Origin of the sequence: Pseudoalteromonas nigrifaciens (assembly GCF_002221505.1) — a bacterium.
GTDB lineage: Bacteria > Pseudomonadota > Gammaproteobacteria > Enterobacterales > Alteromonadaceae > Pseudoalteromonas > Pseudoalteromonas nigrifaciens.
Window position 1 is genome coordinate 1034116 of the sequence record NZ_CP011036.1, and the last position, 25891, is coordinate 1060006.

The following is a 25891-nucleotide window of genomic DNA, read 5'->3' on the forward strand; positions in this document are numbered from 1 at the left end:
TATTTATTTAGCCTACAAAAAAGGAGCCAATTGGCTCCTTTTTTAGTTTATTTTTTACGTTTTTTCGGCTGTATTTTAACCAGCTTTATCATGTTTTCTTTTACTTCAAGTACTTCAATAGGGTAGCCGGCAATACGCAAACTTAAATTGGCATCAGGAATGTTTTCTAAATACTCAACTATTAAGCCGCTGAGTGTTTTAGGCCCGTCGAGTGGAAACTCCCAGCCCATTTCTTTATTTAAGTCGCGCACGTTAGCACCGCCATCTACAATGCACGAGCCATCGGTTTGTGTGGTTACTTCTTCGCTTGGCGTACGAGTTTGGGTGGTGGTAAAATCGCCTACCACTTCCTCAAGTATATCCTCTAGGGTAACTAAACCTTGAATGTCGCCATACTCATCTACCACCAAGCCAATACGCTCTTTAGATTGCTGAAACTTTAATAGCTGCGTATTTAGTGATGTGCCTTCAGGAATGAAATAAATTTCACGTACAGCGCGTAGCAACGATGGTTTATCAAATTGCTCTTTTGTAAGTAACCTAAGCGCATCACGCGAATGAATAAACCCCACCGCGTCATCTATGTTATCTCTATATAACAATACACGCGTATGTTGTGCATGAGTCAGTTGGCGGCTAATAAGTTTCCATTCATCGTTAATATCTATGGCCACAATTTCGTTACGTGGGATCATAATATCTTCAACGGTTACTTGTTCTAAATCTAAAATTGAGGTCAACATGCTTTGGTGACGCGCAGGAATAAGTGCACCAGACTCATTAAGTACTGATTTTAGCTCTTCTTTACTCATGCTGTGCTCATCTATTTGTGCCGCACTAATACCAAATAACCGCAAGATGCCGTTGGTTAGCCAGTTAATAACAACGACAAATGGGAAAAGGATTTTTAGTAATCCTTTAAGCACAACAGAACTTGGGAAGGCAACTTTTTCAGGGTAGAGAGCAGCAAGTGTTTTTGGGGTTATTTCTGCAAAAATAAGCACTACTAAGGTTAGCGCACCTGTTGCCACAGCAATACCTAAATCACCGTATAAACGAATACCAATAATAGTAGCAACTTGTGCAGCGGCAATATTAACTAAATTATTGCCGATTAAAATTAAACCAATGAGCCTATCCGGACGACTAAGTAATTTACTGACACGTTTAGCAGCGCGATGATTCTCTTTGGTGAGATGTCGCAGGCGTATACGATTGATTGACATAATTCCGGTTTCTGAGCCAGAAAAATAAGCAGAAAAAAGTACCAAAAAACCTAAAATGATAAACAAGGTACTGGTCGATATGGCGTCCAACGATGGATCCTTTTATTATAAACTAGCGTGTATTAGGCTAGAGTGAGTTAGTAGAGTCAAGTTAAAATTTATTTAGAATAACTTCTTGTATAAAACGACTGCCAAAATAAGCCAGTGTAAGAATAAAAGCAGCAACCATAATAGCAATAACCACAGGTTTACCACGCCAGCCTTTTTTCATATGGCCAAGCGCAATCACAGCAAAAATACACCATGCAACAAGCGATAATATCGTTTTATGGATAAATTGAGTAGCGAACATACCATCGAGAAATACAAATCCCGACAATAGTGCCAAAGTGAGTAATATAGTACCTAAGTTAACCAATTGATACAGTTGGCGTTCAACCACCATTAGTGGTGGTAAATGGCTGTGTACAATAGCTAAATCTTTACGCTTTAAGCGCTTATCAATAAAGTAAAATTGTACGCCATATAAAGTAGCAATAATTAAAATGCAGTAAGCGAGTAATGATAACGAAATATGGGTTACTAAGCCCACATCAACATCAATACTTTGCAGTAAAATATGGTGTGGTATAAACAAGCTTGCCATAGTTAGAAGTGCAGCAAAGCCGTACACGACCGGCAATAATAAGGTCGCCGGAAACTTTAACGATACCGTAGTGACAGAAATCACAATAACCCAGCAGGTTAAAAGCGCCACATTGACAATACTTAAATCTTGTCCGTCTGCTCTAAAAACCGAATTTACTAACAACAGCATGTGCGCCAAAATAGCCACAGTACTCAATATAATAGTTAGCTTTTGGCTAGGGCCTTGTTGATGAAACAACCGTGAGAGCACGTAAGACGTTGCTAACACATAAAATAAACTGGCAATAATAGTTAAGCTAATAATCAGCATTGTGCTTGGGCCACTTAATTTGAGTCAAATAATTAATGATTGTTATATAGCCATTGTATTTTATAGCAAAGCAAATGCATAGACCTTAAAAAAAGAAACTCAACAAGCTGCACTTGAACACTGTATTGTAAGACACCATTTACGGTATACTGCTTTTAATTGAAATTTAATAATATTAATTCTATTAATACAGCGCACAGAGTTAAAGGCGCTTTAATTGGGTTGGTATAAACGTCTTATCGGAACCGTAATATGTTTGAGAATCTCCAAGAACGATTAGGTAAAACCTTAAAAAACATTAGTGGCCGTGGCCGCCTAACAGAAGAGAATATTAAAGACACTCTTCGTGAAGTGCGCATGGCATTTTTAGAAGCCGATGTGGCGTTGCCCGTTGTTCGCGATTTTGTAAAACAAGTTAAAGAGCGTGCGGTAGGTGTTGAAGTTACAAAAAGCTTAAGCCCAGGCCAAGTATTTGTAAAAATAGTACGTGAAGAACTCGAAAAAGCCATGGGTGAAGCCAACGAAGAGCTAAGCCTAAATGCACAACCCCCTGCTGTTGTTATGATGGCGGGTCTGCAAGGTGCTGGTAAAACCACCAGTGTTGCTAAACTGGCTAAGTTTTTAAAAGAGCGCAAGAAAAAATCAGTACTTGTAGTAAGTGCCGACGTATACCGCCCTGCAGCAATTAAGCAACTAGAAACGCTCGCTGCTGAAGTGGGTGTTGATTTTTTCCCAAGTGATATTTCGCAAAAGCCGGTTGATATAGCAACCGCAGCTATTTCTCATGCGAAAAAGAAATTTATTGATGTGGTATTAGTCGATACTGCAGGTCGATTGCATGTTGATAGCGACATGATGGATGAGATTAAAAATCTTCACAAAGCAATTAACCCAATCGAAACCTTGTTTGTTGTAGATGCAATGACAGGTCAAGATGCGGCAAATACAGCTAAAGCATTTGACGAAGCCCTGCCACTAACTGGTGTTATATTAACTAAAACTGATGGTGATGCACGCGGTGGTGCTGCTTTATCTATTCGTCATATTACCGGTAAGCCAATTAAATTTATGGGTGTGGGTGAGCGCATTGATGCACTTGAGCCTTTCCACCCTGACCGCATAGCGTCACGTATTCTAGGCATGGGTGATGTACTTTCATTGATCGAAGAAGTCGAAATGAAAGTAGATAAAGAGCAAGCTGCCAGAGTCGCTGAAAAAGTATTTAAAGGCGCTGGTTTTACCCTTGATGACTTTGCGGATCAACTTAAGCAAATGAAAAACATGGGCGGCATGATGTCGATGCTAGATAAATTGCCAGGTATGTCTAACTTACCCGATGCTGTTAAAGGCCAAATGGGCGATAAAACCTTCATTCAAATGGAAGCCATTATTAGCTCAATGACAAAAAAAGAGCGCGCCCGCCCAGAAATCATTAAAGGGTCACGTAAAAAACGTATTGCAGCAGGTTCTGGTACGCAAGTACAAGAAATTAATAAACTACTAAAACAGTTTACCCAAATGCAAAAAATGATGAAAAAAATGAAAGGCAAAGGTGGCATGACCAAAATGATGCGCGGCATGAAAGGTATGTTACCGCCGGGAATGATGGGTGGCGGTGGCCCTAAATTTTAAAGTTGAGTTTAACGTAGCTTAAATGTAACGATATAAAATATATGAAAAGGAGCAAATGGCTCCTTTTTTGTTGAATAAATTATGCGTGCTAAACGCTATTAACGCTAATTTAAAGTTGGGATCACGCTTTAACCTACTAAACTGGCTTTTAGCATCACTTCTTACTTGCATTGTTGCTAAAAACTCGTACAATTCCCCAGCTCCCCATTCTGGGGAGTAAATCTTATTAATGAAAACAGTCAATCTTTATAGAGGACGGTATGGTAACTATTCGTTTGCAACGTGGTGGCGCTAAAAAACGCCCTTTCTATCAAATTGTGGTTGCGGATAGCCGTTTCTCGCGTGACGGTCGCTTCATCGAGAAAGTAGGCTTTTTTAACCCAATTGCTGCAGGTCAAGAAGAAAAAATTCGTTTAGATTTACCACGTGTTGAACACTGGGTAGGTCAGGGCGCGTCTCTTTCAGATCGCGTAGCTAAGTTAGTAAAAGACGCTCGTAAAGCGGCTTAATAGGCGTAAGTGTAACCATGAGTCAAGAGAACACCTCATCAATAATTGTCGTAGGAAAGCTCGGTGCCCCGTATGGTATAAAGGGCTGGCTTAAGGTACATTCATTTACTGATGATCCCGCAGGGATCTTCGATTTCAGCCCGTGGTTGATAGGGCAGCAAGGTAAATGGCAGACCTTAGAAGTGGTCGACTGGCGTCGCCACAACAAAGGCTTTATCGCTAAATTTGCGCAAGTAAACGATCGAGACGAAGCAGTGGCTTATACCCACGCAGAAATCTCAATGGATTCAGCGCAATTACCAGAACTCCCGCAAGGTGAGTTCTATTGGCGAGATCTCATTGGCATGTCGGTTGTAACTGATAAAGGTTACGATTTAGGCATTGTTGATGACCTAATGGAGACAGGGTCAAATGACGTACTGGTTGTTAAAGCAAACAGTAAAGACGCATTTGGTCAAGCAGAGCGTTTAATTCCGTTTTTAACTGATACAGTTATTATCGAAGTTAAACACGACGCAAGAGAAATTACCGTAGACTGGGATCCAGGGTTTTAATGACGCAAACGAGTTCATTATGGGTAGGGGTGATAAGCCTTTTTCCTGACATGTTTGACGCTATTACAGACCAGGGTGTTACCGGTCGCGCAGTAAAAAGTGGCTTAATTGATTTTAACTGCTGGAATCCGCGAGACTACGCTTTAGATAAGCATAGAACCGTGGACGATCGTCCTTACGGGGGCGGACCAGGTATGTTAATGATGGTTGAGCCATTAAAAAAAGCGATTGCCGAGGCTAAAAAAGCTGCAGGTGATGGTGCTAAAGTAATTTATATGTCCCCACAAGGGCGCAAACTAGATCAGCAAGGAGCTAGCGAACTCGCAAGCTCTAAAAAACTGATTTTGATTGCCGGTCGCTATGAAGGTATAGATGAGAGAATAATAGAGTCATACGTTGACGAAGAATGGTCAATTGGTGATTTTATTTTGAGTGGTGGTGAACTACCAGCCATGACATTAATTGACGCAGTAGCGCGATTAGTGCCTGGCGTATTAGGTCATAACCAATCAGCAGAACAAGACTCATTTTCGGATGGCTTGTTAGATTGTCCTCACTATACACGGCCAGAAACATTGGACGACAAACAGGTGCCTGCTGTATTGCTCAGCGGAAACCACCAAGAGATAGCAAAATGGCGGCTTATGCAGTCATTAGGCAGAACTTGGCTACGCCGTCCTGACTTGTTGCATAACCTAGCTCTGACTGAGGAGCAAGCGGTATTACTCGCGAAATTTCAGCAAGAGTACCAAAAAGCTTGTGGCTAGAAGACAGTTACACCTAGGAAAGTGAGAAACATAATGGCAAAAGTAAACCAAAATATTATTAAAGCGCTTGAAGATGAGCAGCTTAAAACAGACGTACCTGCATTCGGCGCTGGTGATACAGTAGTTGTACAGGTAAAAGTAAAAGAAGGTGCTAAAGAGCGTCTACAGGCCTTTGAAGGTGTTGTAATCGCTAAGCGTAATCGTGGTCTTCACTCAGCATTCACAGTTCGTAAAATTTCGAACGGTGAAGGCGTTGAGCGTGTATTCCAAACGCACAGCCCTCTTATTGATAGCGTAACAGTTAAGCGTCGCGGTGCAGTTCGTCGTGCTAAGCTTTACTATCTACGTGAGCGTTCTGGTAAATCTGCACGTATTAGAGAAAAACTTAACTAATACGCGCTGTTTATCAACGCAAAAAAACGGGTTGCATCCTTCGGGTTGCAACCCGTTTTGGTTTCTATAACATAAAATTTCAGGCTAAATACTAAAGCTTAAACCACAGCTGTCGGACTAGGAGTCTCACTGTCGTAATATTCACCAGTATAGTTAGGCTTCCTTTATTGCTAAACACAAAGTGCACCTCAATAAATTTTTATCAATATGTGTTTTAAACACCTTTTCAACTTACCCGCAGAATACGTAATAACCCAATTAACGCCAGTATGAGCATAACTTTGCTCAAGCAAAACTTAAGCTAAATATACCTAAGCCAAATAAAGCACAGAAAATAAAAATTTGGCAGATGAATTATAGTATTTAACCTTGAACTCTGGTTATTTAAGGAAGTAGGGTGATGAAAATAGCTCAAAAAGTGGAGCCAAGTGTAACTAGGTATAACTTGAAGGGGTATTGGATGGGCAGTAAGGGCGCTTTATACGACCTTACCGCGACTAAGTTATTAGGCTAGTTGAACCTATGCACAATACAAATTACTTAACGTTATGAACATGTACATCGCGTTGTGGGAAAGGAATAGAAATACCTTCTTTATCAAACGCTTTTTTCACTTTTTCTTGCATATCCCAGTAGTAAGGCCATAAGTCACCTGTTGCAACCCAAGCGCGAAACATTAAATTAACTGAGTTATCGCCAAGGCTGGCAACACAAATACGTGGTGCCGGATCTGTTAAAGAGCGCTCGTCTTCTTCAAACAGGCGTTTTAAGATAGCTTTTGCCGTATCTATGTCGTCGTTATACGAAATTCCAAAGGTCATATCACAGCGGCGTTTGTCATAAATACTTACGTTCACTAGTGTCGCATTCGATAGGCTACCGTTTGGAATAACAATGCGGCGGTTATCGAAGGTATCTACTACCGTGTATAAAATTTGAATTTCGACGACTGCGCCCATAAAACCCTGTGCTTCGATAGTATCGCCAACCTTGAACGGTTTAAAAATCAGCAACAGCACACCGCCAGCAAAATTAGCTAGACTGCCTTGCAGTGCAAGACCTATTGCCAGGCCTGCAGCACCAATCACCGCGATGAACGAGGTGGTTTCGATACCTACCATAGAGGCCACCGAAATAAGCAGCATAATTTTCACTACAGCGCTAATTAAGCCACATAAAAACTTGTTTAGTGTTGGATCTTTTTTGCCTAGTCGATTATCTAAAACCTTAACAAAGCGGTTGATCAGCCATAGGCCAACCAGTAAAGTAATAATAGCGAGCACAAATTTTGGTGCGTAAGTCATAACGAGTGATATGGCTTGGTCTATTAATTGTGAAGCGTCTACATCTGTTCCTAAAACTTCTTCCATTTTATGGATCCTGTTTATTTTAATTACTATATGAATAATATAAGAATAAACGTGATAACTCTACTATGCAACAAATGCAGGCTTTTTAGCTTGCTAATTTACTTTTATTGACTGCGGCTTTTAGGGTAAATAATTAATATTTACTTTAAAGGTATTCGTTGCTTCTCAAAGTATTGTTTTTCAATTTAACCTTTTACTTATTTAGTCTTTTATCAGGCTATTGATCCTGTTAGTATTTATCGTATTGATTAGTTTACTTTAATGTAAACTTAAGTTGGCGTTTTTGCTTTTTAAGGTGGTATGCAAGTGGCGGATATAAATGATTTAGCCCAGTTAAGAGTGGGTATTGATGAGTGTGATACACAGTTGGTGGCACTGCTGGCAAGGCGTAATTCGCTTACTCAAAAAATTGGCGCAATAAAGCAGCAAACTGGTGCGCCACTTCATGCACCCGATCGTGAAGCTGATTTATTAGCTGCAAGGCGCCAAGAAGCAATTAATCAGGGAGTAAGTCCAGAGTTAGTTGAAGATATTCTTAGGCGTATGATGCGCGAAGCGTATCAGAATCAGCAAGCTAAACTTGCATGTGCTGCACCGCATTTATCACCCATTGTTATTGTGGGTGGGCAAGGTGCTATGGGGCAATTATTTGCTAAGCAATTTCAGCGCTCTGGTTACGAAGTGAAAACCCTTGATAAGCAAGATCAAGCAAACGCTGCAGCAATTTTAAAAGGCGCTAAATTAGTACTATTAAGTGTACCTATTAATGCGTTAGAAACTGTAGTTGCTGAACTACCTAAGTTAGATGAAGGCTGTTTATTGGTAGATATAACATCGGTTAAGCAAGCGCCAATTAAAGCACTAAAAGCAGCGCATAGCGGCCCAGTTGTAGGGCTGCATCCTATGTTTGGCCCAGATATTTCGCACTGGGTTAAGCAAACAGTGGTGGTGTGTGAAGGGCGTGACCACGATGTTGCACAGGGCTTGTTAGCACAGTTGCAAGTGTGGGGTTGCCAGCTAGTTGAACTTGATGCGAAAAAACATGACGAAGCAATGCAAATAATTCAGGTAATGCGCCATTTAACCACCTTTGTATATGGGCAGTTTTTAGCAAAACAAAGCCATACATTAGCGGAGTTACGTAGCTGTTCATCACCTATCTATCAATTAGAGTTAATGATGGTTGGGCGCTTATTTGCGCAATCGCCAGAGTTATATTCAGATATTATGTTAGCGCAATTTGATAACGTAGAGAGCTTACTGGCGCAGTATCAACAGACTTTTGCAGACACACTTAAAAAGTTAAAAGCAGGAGATAAGCCCGCGCTTATTGATGCCTTTGCTGATGCAAAAGCTTATTTTTCAGATTCGACAGCGCACTTTTTAACCCAAAGTCGCAGCCTGTTAAATAAAGCGAATGACGCAAAAGTGCTAGATTAAAACAGAAAAACAAAAAAGGGCTTAATTAAGCCCTTTTTACATTATAAGCTGTGCGTTATTGCGTATTTACACTCACAGCTTGGAGCGTTTCGCTTTGATAGCAGCCTAAAATACGTACATACTGAGTGTATTCTTTTAGCTCCTCTAATGCATTTTTTACTTGGCTGTCGGCAAGGTTCGCTTCTAAGTCGACGTAAAATACTTCTTCCCATGGGTTACCTGGCATAGGGCGAGACTCTAACTTAACCAAATTAATTTTATGTTGTTTAAAAATCATTAATGCATCGGCAAGTGAACCAGCCTGCTGTTTAGTGGCCATAATTAAACTGGTTTTAGTGGGTATTTGCTTTGATACCTGTAATGGCTTACGCGCTACAACAATAAAGCGGCTGTGGTTTTCGCTTTGATTTGCTAAGTTAGATTTAATCACTTCTAGGCCTACATTTTTACCTGCTTGGGCAGAGCCAATAGCGGCACTATTTGGCGTATTTAGTGCTGATTGCAGGGCACTTGAAGTTGAGTCGCAGGTTTCGTGTTGCAGCTCACCAAGGCCTTGTAAAAAGCGGCTACATTGAGCAAACGGTTGCGGGTGAGCAAATATTTTTGTAAGTTGGCTAAGCTCAGTATCTGGGTTGGCAAGTAAACAATGTTCAACACTGTGCGTTACTTCACCAACAATAGACACTTGTGCATGTTGTAGTAAATCAAATACTTCGTTGATACTGCCTGAACTGGTGTTTTCAATAGGCAGCAAACCAAAATCGGCTTGGCCGTTTTCTACTTTACCGGTAATTTCGTCAAACGAGCTACAGCCTATTTCAACTAACTTACCTGGGCGACGGCTAAAGTATTTATGACAGGCCAACTGGCTGTATGAGCCTTGCCCACCTAAATACGTAACACGATGGGTTTCGCTTAACGCATCTGGGTTAAGGTTTTTTTGCAGCATAGCTTGTTGATGCAATACAGAGTCTTCTAAAATAGTTTGAAAAACATTATTTACGTAATAGGCGTCTAACCCTAACGATTTCCCATAACCTATCAGCTTTTCTAGAAGTGCTAATTCACGAGCTTCATCACGAATCGGTTTATTGTTCGCTATTTTATATTCCACCACACCATGGCTAATACGACGTCGTTTGGCTAGTAAAACCAGTAAATCAGAATCTATCTCATTTATATCGTGTCGAAGTGTATTTAGTACATCATTGCTCATTTGGCTTTCCTCATTCCAAAAGTATGCTGTTCATACAGCAAAAACAAAAAAGCCTCCCGGTTGGGAGGCTTTGCTATTCGATTGATTTTATCTCACAAACAGTTCAGCCTCTTCTATATAAAGAAGCTAAAAAACGAAAAAAAAGTAACTGCGTAAGTAATGTTCATGCTGATAATGTATGGAGAGTTACTGTTAATGTCAACAGCGCTTTTGTTAAATAACTTAAGCTCTGAAAAATAAATCTATCACTAGTGGCTATTTTCAAGGTTAACTGTGTTGGATTTACTTGTAATAGGCCGTGATTGTTGCATAAATTTGTCTTGTTCCCTTTGTTTTTTTATATAGTTTACAAATAATTTATAAATATGATCTTGGATCTGGTATATTTCAATTACTGGTTCAAATAATAATAATTATTAATAATAAAAAGGTTAGCCTGTGGTGTATCGACGCCCCCCATCTCGTTTCGGGATAAACTCACTTAGCGTCAAGTTGTCATTGTTGATTTCTGCAATATGTTTAATTGCTGGAGTGTGTGCGGCCGCGTTAATGCTCAAATCTGAAGAAAAACAACTGGTTTTTGAAGAGCATGAAGTATTAAAAGAATCTAACGAATTACTTATAAAACAATTCAAAAACTTACTAAACACTAAAATTAAAGTTGCTCAGCAAGCAAATATAGTCGTGGGTGAGCAGCTATTTAGTGATCAGTCATCGTTAATAAGTAATAAAGTAAATACACTGCAATTAAATAATGACGGTACGATACGCAGTGCCTCTACTGATGGGCTTTCGGCTGCATTTATCCCACAAACTAGCTATACACCTTTTTATAAACAATTAATATCAGACTCTGAAACGCTCTGGAAAATTATATCGCCACCACTAACTCAAGATTTTTTTAATTTTTACCTTATTACTAAAGATAACTTTATTCGCATAGCGCCGCCTAACGAGGCTTTAAATGCGCCAGCTAATTATACATTTACACAAAGTACGCGCTTTAATTACGCTAAGGCGCTTACTAATCCTCAACATAGGCCTGTTTGGTCTAAAGTTTATTACGATACTATATGGCATAAATGGGCTATTAGCTTAACGGTTCCTATTTATAAAGAGGGTGAGTTTTTAGGTGTTACTGGCAGTGACATCGCGCTAAAAACATTAATATCGCAATTGCCAATTGGCGGAAAAGAAAAACAGTTAGTGGTATTTGACAGCCAAGGGCAGTTATTAGCGCACCCCAATTTAACCCAATCAAGTTATGCACAATATGGTAAAGCAGGTAAAAAACTACTCCCTGAGGACTTTATTGATCCCACATTACAAGTAATTGTAGATGATGCGATTAAAATGCAACGGTCTGAATATGCCGACTCATTCAAATTAAATAATGAAGCGTATATTATTAATATTCATAAAATAGATGGCTTAGATTGGTATGTAGGGGTATATAAAAAACGTTCTTCAACATTCTCAGCATTAGCAGATTTAAAGATGAAGTTTTTTGGGCTATTTATACTCTATGCCATTTTAGTCGCCTTACTCTTACATCAAGCACTTTATCAGCTAGTACTTAGGCGTATACATTCTTTGGTTTATGCCGTTACAAACTTTGGTCAAGGCCAGTTACAAATAGAATTTCCAAAAGAAAACAAAGATGAAATAGGCACTCTCAACGGCTCATTTAAAGACATGACCATTGAAATTAGAAAGCTAATAGATGGGCTTAACCAGCGTATTATTGAAAAAGAAATTGCAGAAAAAGCAGCCAGGCGACTATCCAAAGCCGTGGCGTTTTCTGGTACTGGTGTGGTGATCACCGATAAAAACTTTGTCATTGAATACGTAAACCCTAAAATGCTTGAAATGACCAGCTTTTCAGAGGAACATTTTAATCGAGCGCCTTTATTAAGCATTATTGCAAGCGAAATGGCTATATTAATTGATGATATAGATGTTGATTTACGCAGTCGTAATTGTTGGCGTGGCGACACCTTAATTGAAAGCAATAATAAAGCGCCTATTTGGGTTTCTTTAAGTATTTCACCTATTCGCGAAGATGACGGAACAATTACCAGTTACGTAGCCTCTGCGCAGGATATTTCGTTTGTTAAAGAAAGCCAGCGTAAAATGGAACAGCTTGCTTATTTTGATACTTTAACAGGACTTGCTAATCGAACATTTTTTAGAATGCAGCTGCGTAAATCGATGGCGCTCGCTGAACGCGGGCATTATGCCTTTGCATTGTTTTATTTTGATTTAGATGAATTTAAACGTATTAATGATACCTTAGGCCATAATGCAGGCGATCAATTACTCGTTGAAGTTGCAAATAGATTAAAGCAACGCCTAAGAGCCGAAGATACTATTGCGCGTTTAGGCGGTGATGAGTTTGCTATATTACTCAGTGGCATTGAGCATCAAGAGCATGCAACTCAAGTGGCAAATACGATTCAAAAAACCCTTAATGAGCCTATTCAACTTGGCAGTAACGAAGTTATTATTAGTGCCAGTATAGGCATTACTATGGCCCCATACGACAGCCAAGAAGAAGACCAACTGTTAAAGCATGCCGACTTAGCCATGTATGAAGCAAAAGCAAAAGGGCGTAACACCTTTCATTTTTATAGCCAAGAGCTCAATACTGCTGCAAATGAACGCTTGTTTATTGAAAACGAGCTACGCCAAGCTATAAAAGATAAACAACTCACGGTTTATTATCAGCCGCAGATTGATAGCCGCACTCAGCTTATAGTGGGTTACGAAGCATTGTTACGCTGGTTTCATCCAACAGAAGGGGCGATTGCACCCACTAAATTTATACCTATTGCAGAAGCTACCGGTTTAATTGTTGAACTGGGAGAGTGGGTATTACACCAAGCATGTAATTTTGCAGTTAAGTTAGAGCGCCAAGGTAGAGCGAGTAATATTGCGATTAACTTATCGGCCAGACAGTTTAAAGATGCCAGCTTATTACCTACACTGAAAAAAATAATAGCCAGTACACAGGTGTCGGCTAAAAGCCTACATTTAGAATTAACCGAAAGTATGCTGATGGGCAATGTAGAAGCTGCTATAGCACAACTACATGAATTAAAGGGACTCGGGGTTTCTATTTCTATAGATGACTTTGGTACTGGTTACTCTTCATTAAGTTACTTGAAACGTTTTCCGGTGGATATTCTTAAAATTGATCGCTCATTTATAAAAGATATTCCAGATGATAATAATGATATGGCAATAACAGCGGCAATTATAGCCATGGCGCAAAAGCTAAAACTCGATGTGGTTGCCGAAGGGGTAGAAACCGTTGAGCAAGTAGAGTTTTTGAAAAATAACAATTGCTTTATAGTACAAGGGTATTACTTTAGCCCGCCAATTGCAGAGCGCGATTTACCCACGCTTTTTGAACGATTGGAGCAAATGGCGAAGGACGAAAAATAAAATTAAAATGCGGGTTTAACCACCCGCAATTTTTACTTTAAAGGTTAAGCTTTCTAAAATAGCTTTTAGTTTATCGCGATCATCACCTTGTACTTCAATAAGACCGTCTTTTACTGCGCCGCCTTGGCCCATTTTACTTTTAAGTGCTTTAGCTAATTTTTTTAAATCATGCTCTTTAGGATCGACTCCAACTACCAGCATAACGCCTTTGCCTTTGCGTCCTTTTGTTTGGCGCTCAATACGCACAAACCCGTCTTTAAATAGTTTACCTGCAACTTCTTTCTCTGGTTTTGGTTGCTCTATTCGCCCCGTTTGTGTTGAATATACTAAGTGACTATCGCTCATCATTACCCTATACAAAAATTGAATCAAACAATGGCGTAAATAATAGCAAATTTGTGTATTGATGTTTTTATTTTTGCTAATTAGTTTTAAACAGTTATATTTGATTCAAAGAATATTAATAGGACATAATATGAGTTTAACTAAAAGTATATCGGCCGATGCAGCTACGTTAACAATACATATAAAGGGTAAGTTTGACTTTAATTTAGTGCAATCTTTTCGCCAAGCGTATGCGCAAATAGATAAAAGCATTACTAAAGTAATTATCGACCTAAGGGAAACCGATTACATGGACAGCTCAGCATTAGGTATGCTGCTAAATATGCAAAAAAGCATAGATACACAGGTCAATAAATTTGAGATCAGCAACTGCCAACCACAATTAAAAAAAATATTACAAATATCTCGGTTTGATAAGAAGTTTGATATTAGCTAGGGCCTGTTGACCTTTCAGGATTAAAATTTGTTCAATCTAGGGGCGATTAAATCGCGGCGCGAGGTTTGTAACCTAGTGGGCTAAGTAAAAACCGAACAACAAAGAGTTAATCGTCCCTAGAAAGAACCCAAAGGGCAGCGCATGTTTGGCATTTATGCTGCGTTATCGCCTATTTATGGGGAATAACCACACTACATAGGCTCTGCTTTGCCTAAATACCAAACATACTGCTGCAAATTTAACCTCGAAAGATAAACAGGCCCTATGATGCATATTTTAGTTGTTGATGATCAAGCCCTTAACCGAATATTACTGCAAAGGCTATTAACACAAGAAGGCTATACAGTTTCTTTGGCGTATAATGGTGTTGCCGCTCTAAAGATACTCGCGCAAACCCCAATTGATATTGTGCTACTTGATGTAGTAATGCCTATTATGGATGGCTTTGAAACGGCAAAAATAATAAAACAACGCTTTAACGATATTCATTTACCTATTATTTTTATTACGGCACTGGATGATCACGCCAGCTTTGAGCGTTGTTTAGCGGTTGGCGGTGATGACTTTATTCAAAAGCCGTTCGAAAAAGTAATTTTACACGCCAAAATTAAAGCCCACTGCAGAACCCGTGAATTAAGTAAAAAGGCTAACCAGCAAAAAATATTACTTGAGGAGCATCAAAATCAGCGTGAGCGAGAGTATGAAATTATTGAGCATATTTTTAATAACTCCCTCGAAAATCAAGATCAATTTAAAACCCACCTCGATTTTAATTTATCGCCTGCCACCATGTTTAACGGCGATATGTTTTTAGTCGCGCAAAGTCCTATAGGTAATTTATATTGCATGTTAGGTGATTTTACCGGTCATGGTTTAGCGGCGGCAATAGGCGCTTTACCTGCATCGCGTGTGTTTTACACTATGGTTAAAAAAGGTATGGCGTTACACGACATTGCCCGCGAATTAAACTTATTATTATACAATTTACTGCCCGGACATATGTTTTGCGCTGCAACTATTATAGAGCTAAGTGTATCTGGTAAAAGTATATCGGCATGGCTAGGCGGACTTCCCGATACTTACTTAATAGATAAGCAAGGTAACCTTAAAAAAACGCTCGAATCGCAACATATGGCATTGGGTATATTAAACAATCAAGAGTTTGAACATGAGGTTATTCACTTTGAAGTAAATGAGCAAACACGGCTTGTACTTGCAACCGATGGCATAATTGAAACAACGAATAAACAAGGTGTTTTTTTTAGTGAACTACGCTTTATCGAAACCTTAAAAATGAACCCGATGATCAGCAGCGAAAACATCGTTAATAGCGTAAGTCAGTTTGCTGATGGTACTAAACAACAAGACGATATAAGCATAGTGTTACTCAATTGTTTACCACTAAGTGTAAAGCCGGAACCCAGAGAGGCATTTTCTAAATTAGCGTTTAATATGTCATTGAGTTTAGATTCGAAGCAAATAAAAAACACCGATCCGGTTTATGATTTAGTAAATATGCTCAGCAGTATTAGTGGCTTAAAAGCACATAGAGCGAATATATTTTTACTCCTATCGGAGGCATACAATAATGCGCTTGATCATGGTGTACTTAAATTAGACTCACAATTAAAAACTCAAGATGATGGCTTTTTTAAATATTATGAATTGCGCGCAAAAAAACTTGCAGAACTTAGTAATGCAAAACTCTCTATAGATGTAAGTTACTGCCCTGATAGCTTGAACTTATACTTTATTATTTGCGACAGCGGCTGCGGGTACACTCACCAGCAAGATACCCTGTTTAATGACGCAGCTGAGTTTGGTCGCGGGCTGTCACTGCTTGACGAAATAGCACAGAGAGTGACTTATAACAGCAGTGGGAACCAAGTTGAAATGTGTTATAAGTTGAGCTAGCACTGTAAAAAAATCCATGCTAATATTTGCACACTATAGAAGTATGGATGGCCAAATGATTAGTTCCTATTTACAACAAGCACAACTCAGTGCTGACACCCGTTTAATTTCAGCAGAGCTAACAGCGCTTGAGCAAGCACTTGCAAGCACTAGCTTGCCTGAAGTTCGCTGGCATTATCAAATTCCACAGTTAGGTGAGGGCGGAGCATGTAGTTTATTTGGTTATCTGCAAGATGAACCGTTTAAGTTAACTACTTACGTAACTAACAATGAGCAAACGCACACTAAGCTTGCTAACTTACAGGCTATTGTAAACTACATACAGCAGCAAACTGGGGTTGATTGGTATGGTATTTATCAAACTCACGATACTGCACAGGGTAAACAGCTTTTAAAGTTAGCTTATCATGGCGCGCCAAGTAGGCCGCTTTTTCCGCTTACAGCCGATTTTGCCGCGGGCAGTAACAACGTGCAAGTTGCGCTCTCTAAAACGGGCCGTATTATTAATAATGTTGAGCAATACTTAAGCCAAGGAGGGGAGTATTATACTTGCGACCCAAAGGTTAAGTCTGAGGTGTGCTTACCTTTATTTAATAGGAGTGGTGAATGCGTAGGAATTATTGATGCTGAGGCGTTTCATAATGATTTTTTTGATGAAAAAGTACTCGCAGTCCTAATTGCATGCTGTATTAAAATTCCTCAATTTTTAGTTTAAATAACAAAAATAGACTATGTTGAGGTTTTTAATAATGATTTTTTGCATGCACAAGGTATTAACTGTATTAATGGCATGCTGTATTAAAATTCCTCACTTTTTTGTACCAATAACACTAGTCAACCTAGCGTGTTTTTATGATAAGCTTAAGCTCACACCAACCCCCTAAATAATGATAAGAGATAGTCAATGTTCTCAGTATTAAAACCATTACCCACAGATCCTATTCTTGGCCTTATGGCGGCCTATAAGCAAGATACTAACCCTAATAAAATTGATTTAGGTGTGGGTGTCTATAAAGATGAGCTAGGCAATACACCGGTACTTAAAGCGGTAAAAAAAGCAGAAGCGTTTCGTTTAGAAAATGAAACCAGCAAATCTTATATTGGTTTAGCGGGTAATTTAGATTACTGCCAAAAAATGGAAAGCTTACTATTAGGTGAGCACAAAACATTACTAGCTAACCGTGTACGTACGGCGCAAGCGCCAGGTGGTACTGGGGCATTACGTGTTGCTGCTGAATTTATTATGCGTTGTAATCCAAAAGCAACAGTGTGGGTAACTACGCCAACATGGGCTAATCATATTAGCTTATTTGAAGCAGCGGGCTTAACAGTAAAAGAATACCCTTATTACGATTACGAAAATAAAGACTTATTATTTGATGAGATGATCAACACACTTAAGCAAGTGCCTAAAGGCGATGTGGTTTTACTACATGCGTGTTGTCATAACCCAAGTGGTATGGATTTAAACGAAGCACAGTGGAAGGTAGTTGCTGAGCTTGCAAAAGAAGTGGGCTTTACGCCGCTTGTTGATATTGCATACCAAGGTTTTGGCTCTTCACTAGAAGAAGATGCACGTGGTTTACGTATTTTAGCTGACGCAGTTGAAGAGTTAATTATTTGTTCTTCATGTTCTAAAAACTTTGGTCTTTACCGCGAACGTATTGGTGCGTGTTCACTAATTGCAAAAGACAGCGCAACTGCTGATATTTCAAACTCAGTATTACTTAGTGTTGTACGTAGTATTTATTCAATGCCGCCAGCGCATGGTGCTGACATTGTAAATACAATTTTAAGCAGCACTGAGCTTACGCAAATGTGGCATCAAGAGCTTGATGAAATGCGTAGCCGTATAAATGGTTTACGTACACAAATTAAAGAAACACTAGCGACTAAAGACATAGCGCAAGACTTCTCGTTTATTGAGCGTCAGCACGGTATGTTTTCTTTCTTAGGAATTAATAAAGAGCAAATTACTCGCCTACAAAAAGAGTACGGCATTTATATTGTTGGCTCAAGTCGTGTAAACGTAGCGGGCGTGAGTGATGCAAATATTGAATACTTTGCAAATGCAGTTGCCGACGTATGTAAATCATAATAGTTAACCTGAACTCTGGTTAAGAGATTTACTAACATATTGAATCATCGTTATATTTAATTTTATTTTCTCTAGCCAGAGGTTTTCAGTGAAAACAAGGCGAATTTACGCGTCAATAGCTGGCCTATTGCAAGTAAATTCAACGCAGTTAGCGCTGAAAACAGCTGCTTGAGATAAGTTTATTATCCGGAGCTCAGGTTAGTTAAATTATTTAACTAAAAAACCGCACAACCTTAGGTTAGTGCGGTTTATTTTTGCCTCGTATTTAGAGCCTATGCGTCTATTAAATCTTCAACGCCAACAATCAGCCAAGGTGCATCAGTAAGCGTTAAACGCTCTAAATGCCAAATTTCTAAAATAGGTTGTTCTTGTTTATCTGCTAAATCGCGATACTTACCTTTAAAGCGTACGCTTACTTGCCACTTGTCAGTCAGCGTATCTGCGCGTACTAGTTCTGCATCTATAAACATCACTTCAGTAGCTACGCTTGTAATTGCTTCGCGCTCTGCTTTAAATTCGGCCACTAATTCAGGGCTTAAATACTCAGCCATAGTGTGATAATCAGCTTCGTTCCACGCATTTTGTAGTGTGTGGTAATGCTCACGAGCACCTTGTAAAAAGCCGTTTGTATCAAAGCCAGGCGGTAAGTTAAAAGGCACATCGTCGCCGTGCGCAGTACTATTAGCAAATCCTGTACTTGTTGTTTGTTCATGCTCAATAGGTGCTTGTTTAAATGCATTTTGTGACATGCCAGCACTGGCCAGTTGAGGCGACTGCCTTGCGCGCATAAAGCCACGAACAAGTTTAAATATTATAAAGGCTGCACCCGCAAGTAAAATCATCTCTAGCAGCTGAAACCCTTCAAAATCACCACCTAACATAGCAGCAATTAAGCCACCAGCAAGCAGTCCACCAAATACACCCGCCATAATGCCTTTTTTATTAGATGCTGGCTTTGCCGCAGGCGCAACTGCCTTGGTATCTGTTTGTTGCTTTTGTGCGGTTTGTTGCGTAGCTGGAGTTTTACCACGTTTGCTACTACCAAACTTTTTACGTGCTTGTGCATCAAAGCTTGCAGTCATTAGCAAGGCCAACAAAGATAAAATAACGACAAAATTCTTCATGAAAATCCTTAAATAAAATAAAGTGTCGATTATACCTATAGAAATATTATTTACTTTAAAAATCAGTTGGCTGGTTGGTAATATTTAAGGGGCAGGAGTAAATTACTAAACATTAAGCGCACCGCTTAGCTGGTCTAAGCGGTGCGAGAAGCTACAAGGTTACAGCCAGCGAATAGCGCCAGAAACACGTTCATTATACATATTCACCGGCGCACCTAAGCTGGCAATTAATACGGTATCGGCTTGTTGGCCTCTATTAATATGGCCTTCAAATCTGTCATCATGAAAGTCATCAGAGCCCATTTCAAACACTTTATTTTTAGTTGGCACAATAAATACCGTCATAGGGCCAAAGTCAGATTCAAACACTAAATGTATGCCTTTCTCCCCTTTAAAGTCACAAAACATAGCGTAAGTAATTTTACCGGGTAGCTCACTTAATTGTCCGCCAAGTAAGGCGAGCTTTTCATTCACGCTTTGCAGGCTAATTGCTTGTGTTTTATCGAGAGAATTTATTTCGTGATAAACGTGGGCTAAAGCATGCTCACCTGCGCCATAGGTATTTTGCTCAGAACTAAAAAAGAATGCACTTATAGTAACAACAAACGAAGCGGCTAGGGCTAAATGTACTCGGTCAAACTTAAAGCGCGATCGCGATGCAATAACGTTTTTATTAGCCGGTATTTGCGCTTGTTGCTGTGCTTTTTCTTTTAAAGAGGTGTTTAAAAGAATTCGCTCGGCTAGGTTTTCAGGTACCGGAACGTCATTAGCTGCACTTTGTAAATATTTATCGAAATCTTTCATGTCGTTAATAAACCGTTGTCGCTCTGAGTTGTCTTTAGCAAACTCGGTAAGCTCATTGTCAATATCGTTTGGCTGCGCAATAGTGCGGCGACGAAACTCAAGCTCATCCATTATTTTGATGCCCCTTTAAGTTGCTCATCATCACGGCTTAAAGCCTCTTTAAGTTGGTTTCTAGCACGGTATAGGCGTGTAATTACCGTGTTTTTGTTTAAATCGAGTATATTTGCAATTTCTTCGCCTGAGCAGCCCATTACTACTTGCAGTAATAATGGCTCTTTGTATTCATCAGGCAAGAGTGCTATTTGGCGTTGAATAACAGTTTGCTCCATTTCATCGTCTAAAGAGTGGCTGGTTTCATCAACCAATAATTCATCTTCTATATCGCTATAATCAAATTGTTTGCGCTCAAATCGTCGCGCGTTTTCGCGACGTAAAATCGTAAGTAACCACGACTTTGCTGCTTTTTGATCCAGTAAAGAGTCGAGCGAGCGCCAGGCACGCAAAAAAGTCTCTTGTACTAAGTCATCGGCAATGTGTGGATCACGGCATAACCAATAGGCAAAGCGGTAAAGCTCTTTATGGTAAACATGAACCAAGGCTTCGTAGCGCTTTTGCTTTTGTGCCATATCAATTAAGACCTGATTATTCGATTTTTTATTTCCAAACATAAGTTCTTTTTTAGTTAAATATTATTTAATATAATAAAAGGTCTACACGCATTAAAATTTAATGGTAAAGGTCTTTTAATACAGCTTGTTGCGACTTTAATGTTTGAGCCTGATACTTTTTAAGTAATTTAACTATAGCTGTAAGATCGCTGGTTGTTTTTTTATTACTGTATAATTGTGTTTGTAACTGCATCACATTATTAGTTAGTTCTGCATCATTAATAGCACGGCATAAAGTATCAATAGCGCCCATATTTTGCTTAGTTACTGTTTTTGCATATATATTTAATGCGCTATAAAACATTTTTGCATCGTTTTTATTTGCTGCATGTAATAAGTTTTTCAAACTAGGCAGCGCGGGTGCTTCATCAGTTATAGTTGCTACATGCGCATTATGAGTAGAACGGCTTAACCAATAAAAAATTGCAGTCACAACCCATAATAAATAGCCCAGTACAGCAACAACTATTAACCATAATGGTGTTGAGCTTTGTATTTGCTGTGGGTTAGTTGCATCAACACTATTTTGTCCTGCTGCTTGGTTATTGGTATTTTGCGAATCATTTATAATTACAGGATTAGCAGCATTGCTACTAGGGAGCACAGTAATAGTGCGCTCTGGTAAAGTAGCAAAGCTAATACGATTTATTTTAGTGTTGTACCAAGGCAGTTTTATTTCGGGCAGCGTATAAGTGCCAGGTGTTTGTGGTAACAAAGCATAAGAGGCAATTTGCTGCGATACTACACGGCCATTACGCACCGCGTTGTTATTTTCTTTTTGGTCTGGGTAGCTACGGATCCCTGTAATATCGGGCATTGATATTTCGGGGAGTTGCTCTTTAGTTACACCAAGTGCCGTTAAGGTAATTGTGCGTGTGATAGGAGTGCCTACCTCAACAGTATTATCCTCTGGTTGCCATTGCTCATCTAAGCTTACTAACTCACTAGGCAGCCAAGCGCCATTGTAATTACTTGGAATAGGCTTTATTTCTATTTGCTGATCATTGCCAAGCGCCGACACTTCTAACTGGCGGTAATTTTGCTGCACACGGCCTTGAAAAGCAGGGCCGGCAATAGTGTAGTCACCACTTTTTTGCGGCTGAATTAAATACTCTCGAGTAATGACTAAATAACGTTTACCGTCAACCAGTTCATAATCCTCTGTTTGTTTACCCAATTGGCTAAGTTGTGCATTTTCCATGCTAGGTGTGCCTAAGCTGCCGTCAAGTAGCTCTTTAGCTAAATAAAGTTTAAGCGTATAAACACCGGCTTCTTGTACAAACAAAGATTTACTTGAGAGCGATGTTTTTAAAAATATATCGTTATTTTTATCGGCATCAGCTGCGCGCTTGGCAACTTTTAAAGTAATAGGCTGCGAGCTGAGCCCCGCAACAGTAAACGACGGTATAGTGTATTCGCCTTCGCGGCGGGTCATTAGTTTAACCGACCAGGTGGTTTGCTTGTTCATACTGCCATTTATAATATTGGTGCGGGTACTTAAGCTAGTAGGGCCAACCACAAAGTTTTTTAACAGCATTGAGGTATCGGGTTGTTCATCTTTAATTGTGTCGTCTACTGTAATATTAAGAATAAAAAACTCACCCGCTAACACCGGGTTTTTATTTACACTGGCTTCGAGTTTGGTGGCAGCCATCAATGGCATCGCACTTAATAGCAATAAACAGCAAAATAATCGCATTACCATGACTTTTCTACTCCTGTGGGGCGACGTTGATATTGTCTTTTTTGGGCTTCTAATTGCATTTTATTCCGTAATAAAATAGCGGGATCGTCGGGCACTTTTCGCAGCAGCTGGTTAAGCTGCTGTGCTTGTTCTTTTTCTTCGTTAGTCAGCTCACTGGCTTGTACTGCTTGCGCTTGTTGCTCGGCAGTTTGTTGTTGCTCGTCGGGCGCAGGTTCGTTTGCAGCCTGTGGCTCACTTTGTTGCTCAGCGTTATCATTTGGCTGTTCGGCTGGTTGATTTTCACTTTGCTCGTTTTGCGGCTCAGCTTGCATGTCAGGTTTATTTTGTTGATCAGCTTGCTCTTGTGCTTGCTCAGAGTCTTTATCCGATTTATCGTCACTGTTTTTTTCACTGTCGCTTTGCGCTTCGCCTTGCTCATCATTTTGTTGCTGATCTTGCTTGGCTTCATCAGAATTTTGCTGTTGGTTTTGCTCATCACTTTTTTGCCCGTCTTGTGATTCGCCGCCGTCTTGGCTTTGTTGCTCTTGCTGCTGATTCAGTAATTGCTCAACCAGTGCTTGGTTGTCTGCGGCTTGTGTAAAGTTAGGGTGTAATGCTTGAGCTTGTTGATAAGCATTAATTGCTTCCTCTAGCTTGCCCGCTTTAGCAAGTGCGTTACCAAAGTTATAAAAACCGGTTGCCGATTTATCATCACTAAATTGATTAACCGCGGCCTCAAAGTTCCCTTGCTGATAAAGTGCAGCGCCTTTTAATTGGCTCGATTGGGCTGTTATTGCTTGCTCATAATCTTTATTGTTATAAGCATCAAGCGCTCGCTGATCGGTGTTTTTTAAAACTGTGGGCAGCTCTACGGCATAGGCATTTTGCTGTGGTAAAAAGCTAAACACTAAAAACACACTCAGCAAAGCCGCACGTCTAAATAAATAAAGGCTTAAAGGTAGTAGCAGTAATAAGCCATAAATACCGGCGTCTATACGCCAAAGCGCATGGTTTTGTTTTTCATCTTTTAACAACTCACCATTAGCGCTAGGTGCAAAAACAGCAATGTCGGCGCTACTTGGCTGATAACTAGCAAATTTACCGCCGCTGTTTGTAGCTAAACTTTTTAGCTGGCTGGTATTAATAGTTGGCACTACAATTTGCCCGTAGTGGTCTTTTAAAAATCCGCCTTCGGGTAGTTTAATTGGCGCACCTTGGGCGGTGCCTACACCGTAGATATTTAATCGGTATTGGGTGTTTTTAGTAAAGGTGCTCACCTCACTTTGCTCTTGCTGATCAATGCCGTCGGTTATTAAAATAATATCGCCGTCTAGGTAACCGGCTTGTCCTAATAGCTCTTTTGCTATATCAAGGCCAGCTAAAACATTAGAGCCTTTGTCGGGCATTATTTCTGGGCTTAAGCTAGGTATTAGGTTTTCAAGTGTAGTGGCGTCGTTGGTTAGCGGTGAAATGGTATAAGCACTGCCTGCATAGGCTACTAGCGCTGTGTCGCCTTCTTTAAATAAATCAATCATATCGAGGGCTTTAAAACGCGCCTGCATTAATCTATTTGGTAAAATATCTGTGCTGTACATAGAGTACGACATGTCCATAACAATAACGCGAGCATTTTTGCTTTGAAACACAGGTACTTGTTTTTCTTCAAAGCTGGGGCCGGCACTAAATATAATCCCTAAGCTACAAAATAGCGCTAATAACCAAAGTGGCTGGTTAGTTTTAGTGCTTGCGTCGCTCATAATAAACTGTGCTAAATGCGGTGCAATTAGCTGCTCATTGGTGGCTTTTTTGCGCTTAATTAAGGCAACAAAAAATAACCCAACTGCGGGTATGAGTAACCACAAAATAGCAGGGCGAATAAATTCAAAATCCATTAGTTAGGCTCCTTTATTGCGCGCAGGGTTGTTAACATTACTTTTAAGCTAATTAATAAAATAGCGATTAATAACGGCAAGTAAAATAATGAGCTTTGCGGGCGAAAGGTTTGCTCATCTACACTAATGGGCTCTAATTTGTCTAGTTCGGCATAAATTTGCTGTAAACCGGCTACATCTTTAGCTCTAAAGTACAAGCCGCCAGTTTGCTCGGCTATGCGTTTTAATAACCCTTCATCTATTGTGTCGCCGCTCATACCGCCCATATTAAATAAACTAAACCCACGAGGATTATCTGAGCCAACGCCAATGGTATACACTTTTATACCAGCATCGCGGGCAAGCAGTAGGGCTTCTTCGGGTTGTAAATTACCCGCAGTGTTTTGCCCGTCGGTTAGTAGCACCACAATACGATTGCTTTTATCTTTGTTTGCAAAACGTTTTACCGACAACCCTAAAGCATCGCCAATGGCAGTGGCGCGGCCAACTAAACCAATTTGTGCCTCAGAAAGCATTTTACTTACGGTTTTTACATCACGCGTAAGGGGGGTTTGTAAAAAGGCGGTGTCGCCAAATAAAATAAGGCCGAGCCTGTCGCCTTGGCGCTGCTCTATAAAATCAGTTAATACCGCTTTAACCATAGTTAAGCGGTCAACATATTGGCCATTGTAAGCCATGTCTTGCTCGGTCATAGAGCCTGATAAATCAACCGCCAGCATTATATCGCGGCCTTCGTTTGGCATTGAAATAGGATCATCTAACCAAGTAGGGTTTGCCGCAGCTATTACCAGTAATAGCCATATAACCCACTCGAACGGGGTTAAGCGCCGTGCGTGAGCTTCAATGCTTTGGCTGGTTAAGTTATGTTTGGCAAAGCTTGGGATCCGCAGTCGAGTGTGCGCATTGTTTACAGCCGGTTTTAGTAATAATAGTAATAAAGGCAGGGGGAGTAATATAAACAGCCATGGCCAGCTAAATTCAAACATTAACCACTTCCTTTAACTTAAATTGCTTAATTGCTTGGCGAAACTTATTTTCTAGCGCGCTATTGTTTTGCTCAAGATTATAAACACTGAGAATTTCTTGTTCACTAAAACTTAATCCGGTTAGTGTATTAAGCGTATTACACCACTGCTTGGTAGATTGCGTAGCAAGGCGTTTATCGTAATAGGCAATGACTAAGCGTTTTAAAATAATATGTAATTGCTGAGGATCAGTGTGCTGTTGGCTTAAATTAACCGCGAAGCGTTTTGGTTGTTTAAATTTATAACGCTTATAAGCCATATAAATTGCGGCGCTTAGCAGCAATAACAAAACGGCAATAATAACCCACCAAGCAGGGGCAAGTGGCCACCAATTTACTTGGCTTGGCGCTATTATGTCGTGTAGGCCATCAAGTGGAGACGTTTGCATG

23 protein-coding genes are annotated in these 25891 nt (G+C 39.9%); 11 read left to right on the plus strand and 12 right to left on the minus strand.

The window, feature by feature from the left end; genetic code table 11:
• Window positions 1-47 precede the first annotated feature (47 nt).
• Together PNIG_RS04910 and PNIG_RS04915 are read right to left on the minus strand one after the other, a co-directional pair.
• The gene (locus tag PNIG_RS04910; RefSeq protein ID WP_140391177.1) at window positions 48-1316 is read right to left on the minus strand and encodes an HlyC/CorC family transporter; all 1269 of its coding nucleotides are present in this window, start codon (window positions 1314-1316) and stop codon (window positions 48-50) included.
• Between the two features lie 61 nt (window positions 1317-1377).
• Complete coding sequence (locus tag PNIG_RS04915; protein WP_011327630.1) at window positions 1378-2184, minus strand: cytochrome C assembly family protein; 807 nt, start codon at window positions 2182-2184, stop codon at window positions 1378-1380.
• A gap of 252 nt (window positions 2185-2436) precedes the next feature.
• Here PNIG_RS04915 and ffh point away from each other — a divergent pair, with 252 nt between their 5' ends.
• From ffh to rplS, 5 genes are all read left to right on the plus strand, one after another.
• A complete protein-coding gene (gene ffh, locus PNIG_RS04920) occupies window positions 2437-3816 on the plus strand; it encodes a signal recognition particle protein (protein ID WP_011327632.1) in 1380 nt (459 codons plus the stop codon).
• Window positions 3817-4076: 260 nt separating this feature from the next.
• Window positions 4077-4325 (plus strand): 30S ribosomal protein S16, encoded by a 249-nt coding sequence (gene rpsP / locus PNIG_RS04925; protein WP_011327633.1) that lies wholly within the window; start codon window positions 4077-4079, stop codon window positions 4323-4325.
• 17 nt (window positions 4326-4342) lie between these two features.
• Window positions 4343-4879, plus strand: coding sequence for a ribosome maturation factor RimM (gene rimM / locus PNIG_RS04930; RefSeq protein ID WP_011327634.1), 537 nt, complete (start codon window positions 4343-4345; stop codon window positions 4877-4879).
• Window positions 4879-5646 (plus strand): tRNA (guanosine(37)-N1)-methyltransferase TrmD, encoded by a 768-nt coding sequence (gene trmD / locus PNIG_RS04935; RefSeq protein ID WP_011327635.1) that lies wholly within the window; start codon window positions 4879-4881, stop codon window positions 5644-5646. The genes rimM and trmD overlap by 1 nt, the downstream gene beginning before the upstream one ends.
• A 33-nt stretch (window positions 5647-5679) precedes the next feature.
• A complete protein-coding gene (gene rplS, locus PNIG_RS04940; protein ID WP_011327636.1) occupies window positions 5680-6039 on the plus strand; it encodes a 50S ribosomal protein L19 in 360 nt (119 codons plus the stop codon).
• A gap of 536 nt (window positions 6040-6575) precedes the next feature.
• On the opposite strand, the gene PNIG_RS04945 is transcribed toward rplS, so the two are convergent.
• On the minus strand, window positions 6576-7409 hold the full coding sequence (locus PNIG_RS04945) for a mechanosensitive ion channel family protein (RefSeq protein ID WP_086995304.1): 834 nt from the start codon (window positions 7407-7409) through the stop codon (window positions 6576-6578).
• A gap of 306 nt (window positions 7410-7715) precedes the next feature.
• On the opposite strand from PNIG_RS04945, the gene tyrA reads away from it, so the two are divergent.
• The gene (tyrA, locus tag PNIG_RS04950) at window positions 7716-8849 is read left to right on the plus strand and encodes a bifunctional chorismate mutase/prephenate dehydrogenase (RefSeq protein WP_089368941.1); all 1134 of its coding nucleotides are present in this window, start codon (window positions 7716-7718) and stop codon (window positions 8847-8849) included.
• A gap of 55 nt (window positions 8850-8904) precedes the next feature.
• Here the strand turns inward: tyrA and PNIG_RS04955 are convergent, their stop codons facing one another.
• The gene (locus PNIG_RS04955) at window positions 8905-10065 is read right to left on the minus strand and encodes a chorismate mutase (protein WP_086997942.1); all 1161 of its coding nucleotides are present in this window, start codon (window positions 10063-10065) and stop codon (window positions 8905-8907) included.
• A 438-nt stretch (window positions 10066-10503) separates the two neighbouring features.
• On the opposite strand from PNIG_RS04955, the gene PNIG_RS04960 reads away from it, so the two are divergent.
• Window positions 10504-13512 carry a bifunctional diguanylate cyclase/phosphodiesterase gene (locus tag PNIG_RS04960; protein ID WP_089367933.1) on the plus strand — a complete coding sequence of 1003 codons (3009 nt, stop codon included), beginning with the start codon at window positions 10504-10506 and terminating at the stop codon, window positions 13510-13512.
• A gap of 15 nt (window positions 13513-13527) precedes the next feature.
• Here PNIG_RS04960 and PNIG_RS04965 read toward each other — a convergent pair whose 3' ends face one another.
• Window positions 13528-13857: an SUI1 family translation initiation factor gene (locus PNIG_RS04965; RefSeq protein ID WP_089367934.1), complete on the minus strand. Its 330-nt coding sequence runs from the start codon at window positions 13855-13857 to the stop codon at window positions 13528-13530.
• A gap of 130 nt (window positions 13858-13987) precedes the next feature.
• On the opposite strand from PNIG_RS04965, the gene PNIG_RS04970 reads away from it, so the two are divergent.
• The 4 genes from PNIG_RS04970 to PNIG_RS04985 all read left to right on the plus strand — a co-directional run bounded on the left by PNIG_RS04970 (window position 13988) and on the right by PNIG_RS04985 (window position 18305).
• Window positions 13988-14293, plus strand: a complete 306-nt coding sequence (locus tag PNIG_RS04970) for an STAS domain-containing protein (protein ID WP_089367935.1) — start codon at window positions 13988-13990, stop codon at window positions 14291-14293.
• 264 nt (window positions 14294-14557) lie between these two features.
• The gene (locus PNIG_RS04975; RefSeq protein ID WP_089367936.1) at window positions 14558-16207 is read left to right on the plus strand and encodes a fused response regulator/phosphatase; all 1650 of its coding nucleotides are present in this window, start codon (window positions 14558-14560) and stop codon (window positions 16205-16207) included.
• Window positions 16208-16262: 55 nt separating this feature from the next.
• The gene (locus PNIG_RS04980) at window positions 16263-16922 is read left to right on the plus strand and encodes a GAF domain-containing protein (RefSeq protein ID WP_089368942.1); all 660 of its coding nucleotides are present in this window, start codon (window positions 16263-16265) and stop codon (window positions 16920-16922) included.
• 189 nt (window positions 16923-17111) lie between these two features.
• Complete coding sequence (locus PNIG_RS04985) at window positions 17112-18305, plus strand: amino acid aminotransferase (protein WP_011327645.1); 1194 nt, start codon at window positions 17112-17114, stop codon at window positions 18303-18305.
• Between the two features lie 272 nt (window positions 18306-18577).
• Here PNIG_RS04985 and PNIG_RS04990 read toward each other — a convergent pair whose 3' ends face one another.
• The 7 genes from PNIG_RS04990 to PNIG_RS05020 form a co-directional block, all read right to left on the minus strand.
• The gene (locus PNIG_RS04990) at window positions 18578-19429 is read right to left on the minus strand and encodes a Tim44 domain-containing protein (protein ID WP_089367937.1); all 852 of its coding nucleotides are present in this window, start codon (window positions 19427-19429) and stop codon (window positions 18578-18580) included.
• 159 nt (window positions 19430-19588) lie between these two features.
• Window positions 19589-20344 carry a DUF3379 domain-containing protein gene (locus tag PNIG_RS04995; protein WP_011327647.1) on the minus strand — a complete coding sequence of 252 codons (756 nt, stop codon included), beginning with the start codon at window positions 20342-20344 and terminating at the stop codon, window positions 19589-19591.
• On the minus strand, window positions 20344-20859 hold the full coding sequence (locus PNIG_RS05000) for a sigma-70 family RNA polymerase sigma factor (RefSeq protein WP_244181074.1): 516 nt from the start codon (window positions 20857-20859) through the stop codon (window positions 20344-20346). The genes PNIG_RS04995 and PNIG_RS05000 overlap by 1 nt, the downstream gene beginning before the upstream one ends.
• A gap of 100 nt (window positions 20860-20959) precedes the next feature.
• On the minus strand, window positions 20960-22606 hold the full coding sequence (locus tag PNIG_RS05005) for a BatD family protein (protein WP_089367939.1): 1647 nt from the start codon (window positions 22604-22606) through the stop codon (window positions 20960-20962).
• Window positions 22600-24477, minus strand: coding sequence for a vWA domain-containing protein (locus PNIG_RS05010; RefSeq protein WP_089367940.1), 1878 nt, complete (start codon window positions 24475-24477; stop codon window positions 22600-22602). Before PNIG_RS05010 ends, PNIG_RS05005 begins: the two co-directional genes overlap by 7 nt.
• The gene (locus PNIG_RS05015) at window positions 24477-25463 is read right to left on the minus strand and encodes a vWA domain-containing protein (RefSeq protein ID WP_089367941.1); all 987 of its coding nucleotides are present in this window, start codon (window positions 25461-25463) and stop codon (window positions 24477-24479) included. The genes PNIG_RS05010 and PNIG_RS05015 overlap by 1 nt, the downstream gene beginning before the upstream one ends.
• The gene (locus PNIG_RS05020) at window positions 25456-25890 is read right to left on the minus strand and encodes a DUF4381 domain-containing protein (protein ID WP_011327652.1); all 435 of its coding nucleotides are present in this window, start codon (window positions 25888-25890) and stop codon (window positions 25456-25458) included. The genes PNIG_RS05015 and PNIG_RS05020 overlap by 8 nt, the downstream gene beginning before the upstream one ends.
• Window position 25891 lies beyond the last annotated feature (1 nt).

What these genes read in the sequence shown, in the direction of transcription:
- PNIG_RS04915 (WP_011327630.1), bottom strand. Translation starts at nt 2,184, where the DNA reads ATGCTGATTATTAGCTTAACTATTATTGCCAGTTTATTTTATGTGTTA.
- ffh (WP_011327632.1), top strand. Translation starts at nt 2,437, where the DNA reads ATGTTTGAGAATCTCCAAGAACGATTAGGTAAAACCTTAAAAAACATT.
- rpsP (WP_011327633.1), top strand. Translation starts at nt 4,077, where the DNA reads ATGGTAACTATTCGTTTGCAACGTGGTGGCGCTAAAAAACGCCCTTTC.
- rimM (WP_011327634.1), top strand. Translation starts at nt 4,343, where the DNA reads ATGAGTCAAGAGAACACCTCATCAATAATTGTCGTAGGAAAGCTCGGT.
- trmD (WP_011327635.1), top strand. Translation starts at nt 4,879, where the DNA reads ATGACGCAAACGAGTTCATTATGGGTAGGGGTGATAAGCCTTTTTCCT.
- rplS (WP_011327636.1), top strand. Translation starts at nt 5,680, where the DNA reads ATGGCAAAAGTAAACCAAAATATTATTAAAGCGCTTGAAGATGAGCAG.
- PNIG_RS04945 (WP_086995304.1), bottom strand. Translation starts at nt 7,409, where the DNA reads ATGGAAGAAGTTTTAGGAACAGATGTAGACGCTTCACAATTAATAGAC.
- PNIG_RS04955 (WP_086997942.1), bottom strand. Translation starts at nt 10,065, where the DNA reads ATGAGCAATGATGTACTAAATACACTTCGACACGATATAAATGAGATA.
- PNIG_RS04965 (WP_089367934.1), bottom strand. Translation starts at nt 13,857, where the DNA reads ATGAGCGATAGTCACTTAGTATATTCAACACAAACGGGGCGAATAGAG.
- PNIG_RS04970 (WP_089367935.1), top strand. Translation starts at nt 13,988, where the DNA reads ATGAGTTTAACTAAAAGTATATCGGCCGATGCAGCTACGTTAACAATA.
- PNIG_RS04975 (WP_089367936.1), top strand. Translation starts at nt 14,558, where the DNA reads ATGATGCATATTTTAGTTGTTGATGATCAAGCCCTTAACCGAATATTA.
- PNIG_RS04980 (WP_089368942.1), top strand. Translation starts at nt 16,263, where the DNA reads ATGATTAGTTCCTATTTACAACAAGCACAACTCAGTGCTGACACCCGT.
- PNIG_RS04985 (WP_011327645.1), top strand. Translation starts at nt 17,112, where the DNA reads ATGTTCTCAGTATTAAAACCATTACCCACAGATCCTATTCTTGGCCTT.
- PNIG_RS04990 (WP_089367937.1), bottom strand. Translation starts at nt 19,429, where the DNA reads ATGAAGAATTTTGTCGTTATTTTATCTTTGTTGGCCTTGCTAATGACT.
- PNIG_RS04995 (WP_011327647.1), bottom strand. Translation starts at nt 20,344, where the DNA reads ATGGATGAGCTTGAGTTTCGTCGCCGCACTATTGCGCAGCCAAACGAT.
- PNIG_RS05000 (WP_244181074.1), bottom strand. Translation starts at nt 20,859, where the DNA reads ATGGCACAAAAGCAAAAGCGCTACGAAGCCTTGGTTCATGTTTACCAT.
- PNIG_RS05005 (WP_089367939.1), bottom strand. Translation starts at nt 22,606, where the DNA reads ATGGTAATGCGATTATTTTGCTGTTTATTGCTATTAAGTGCGATGCCA.
- PNIG_RS05010 (WP_089367940.1), bottom strand. Translation starts at nt 24,477, where the DNA reads ATGGATTTTGAATTTATTCGCCCTGCTATTTTGTGGTTACTCATACCC.
- PNIG_RS05015 (WP_089367941.1), bottom strand. Translation starts at nt 25,463, where the DNA reads ATGTTTGAATTTAGCTGGCCATGGCTGTTTATATTACTCCCCCTGCCT.
- PNIG_RS05020 (WP_011327652.1), bottom strand. Translation starts at nt 25,890, where the DNA reads ATGCAAACGTCTCCACTTGATGGCCTACACGACATAATAGCGCCAAGC.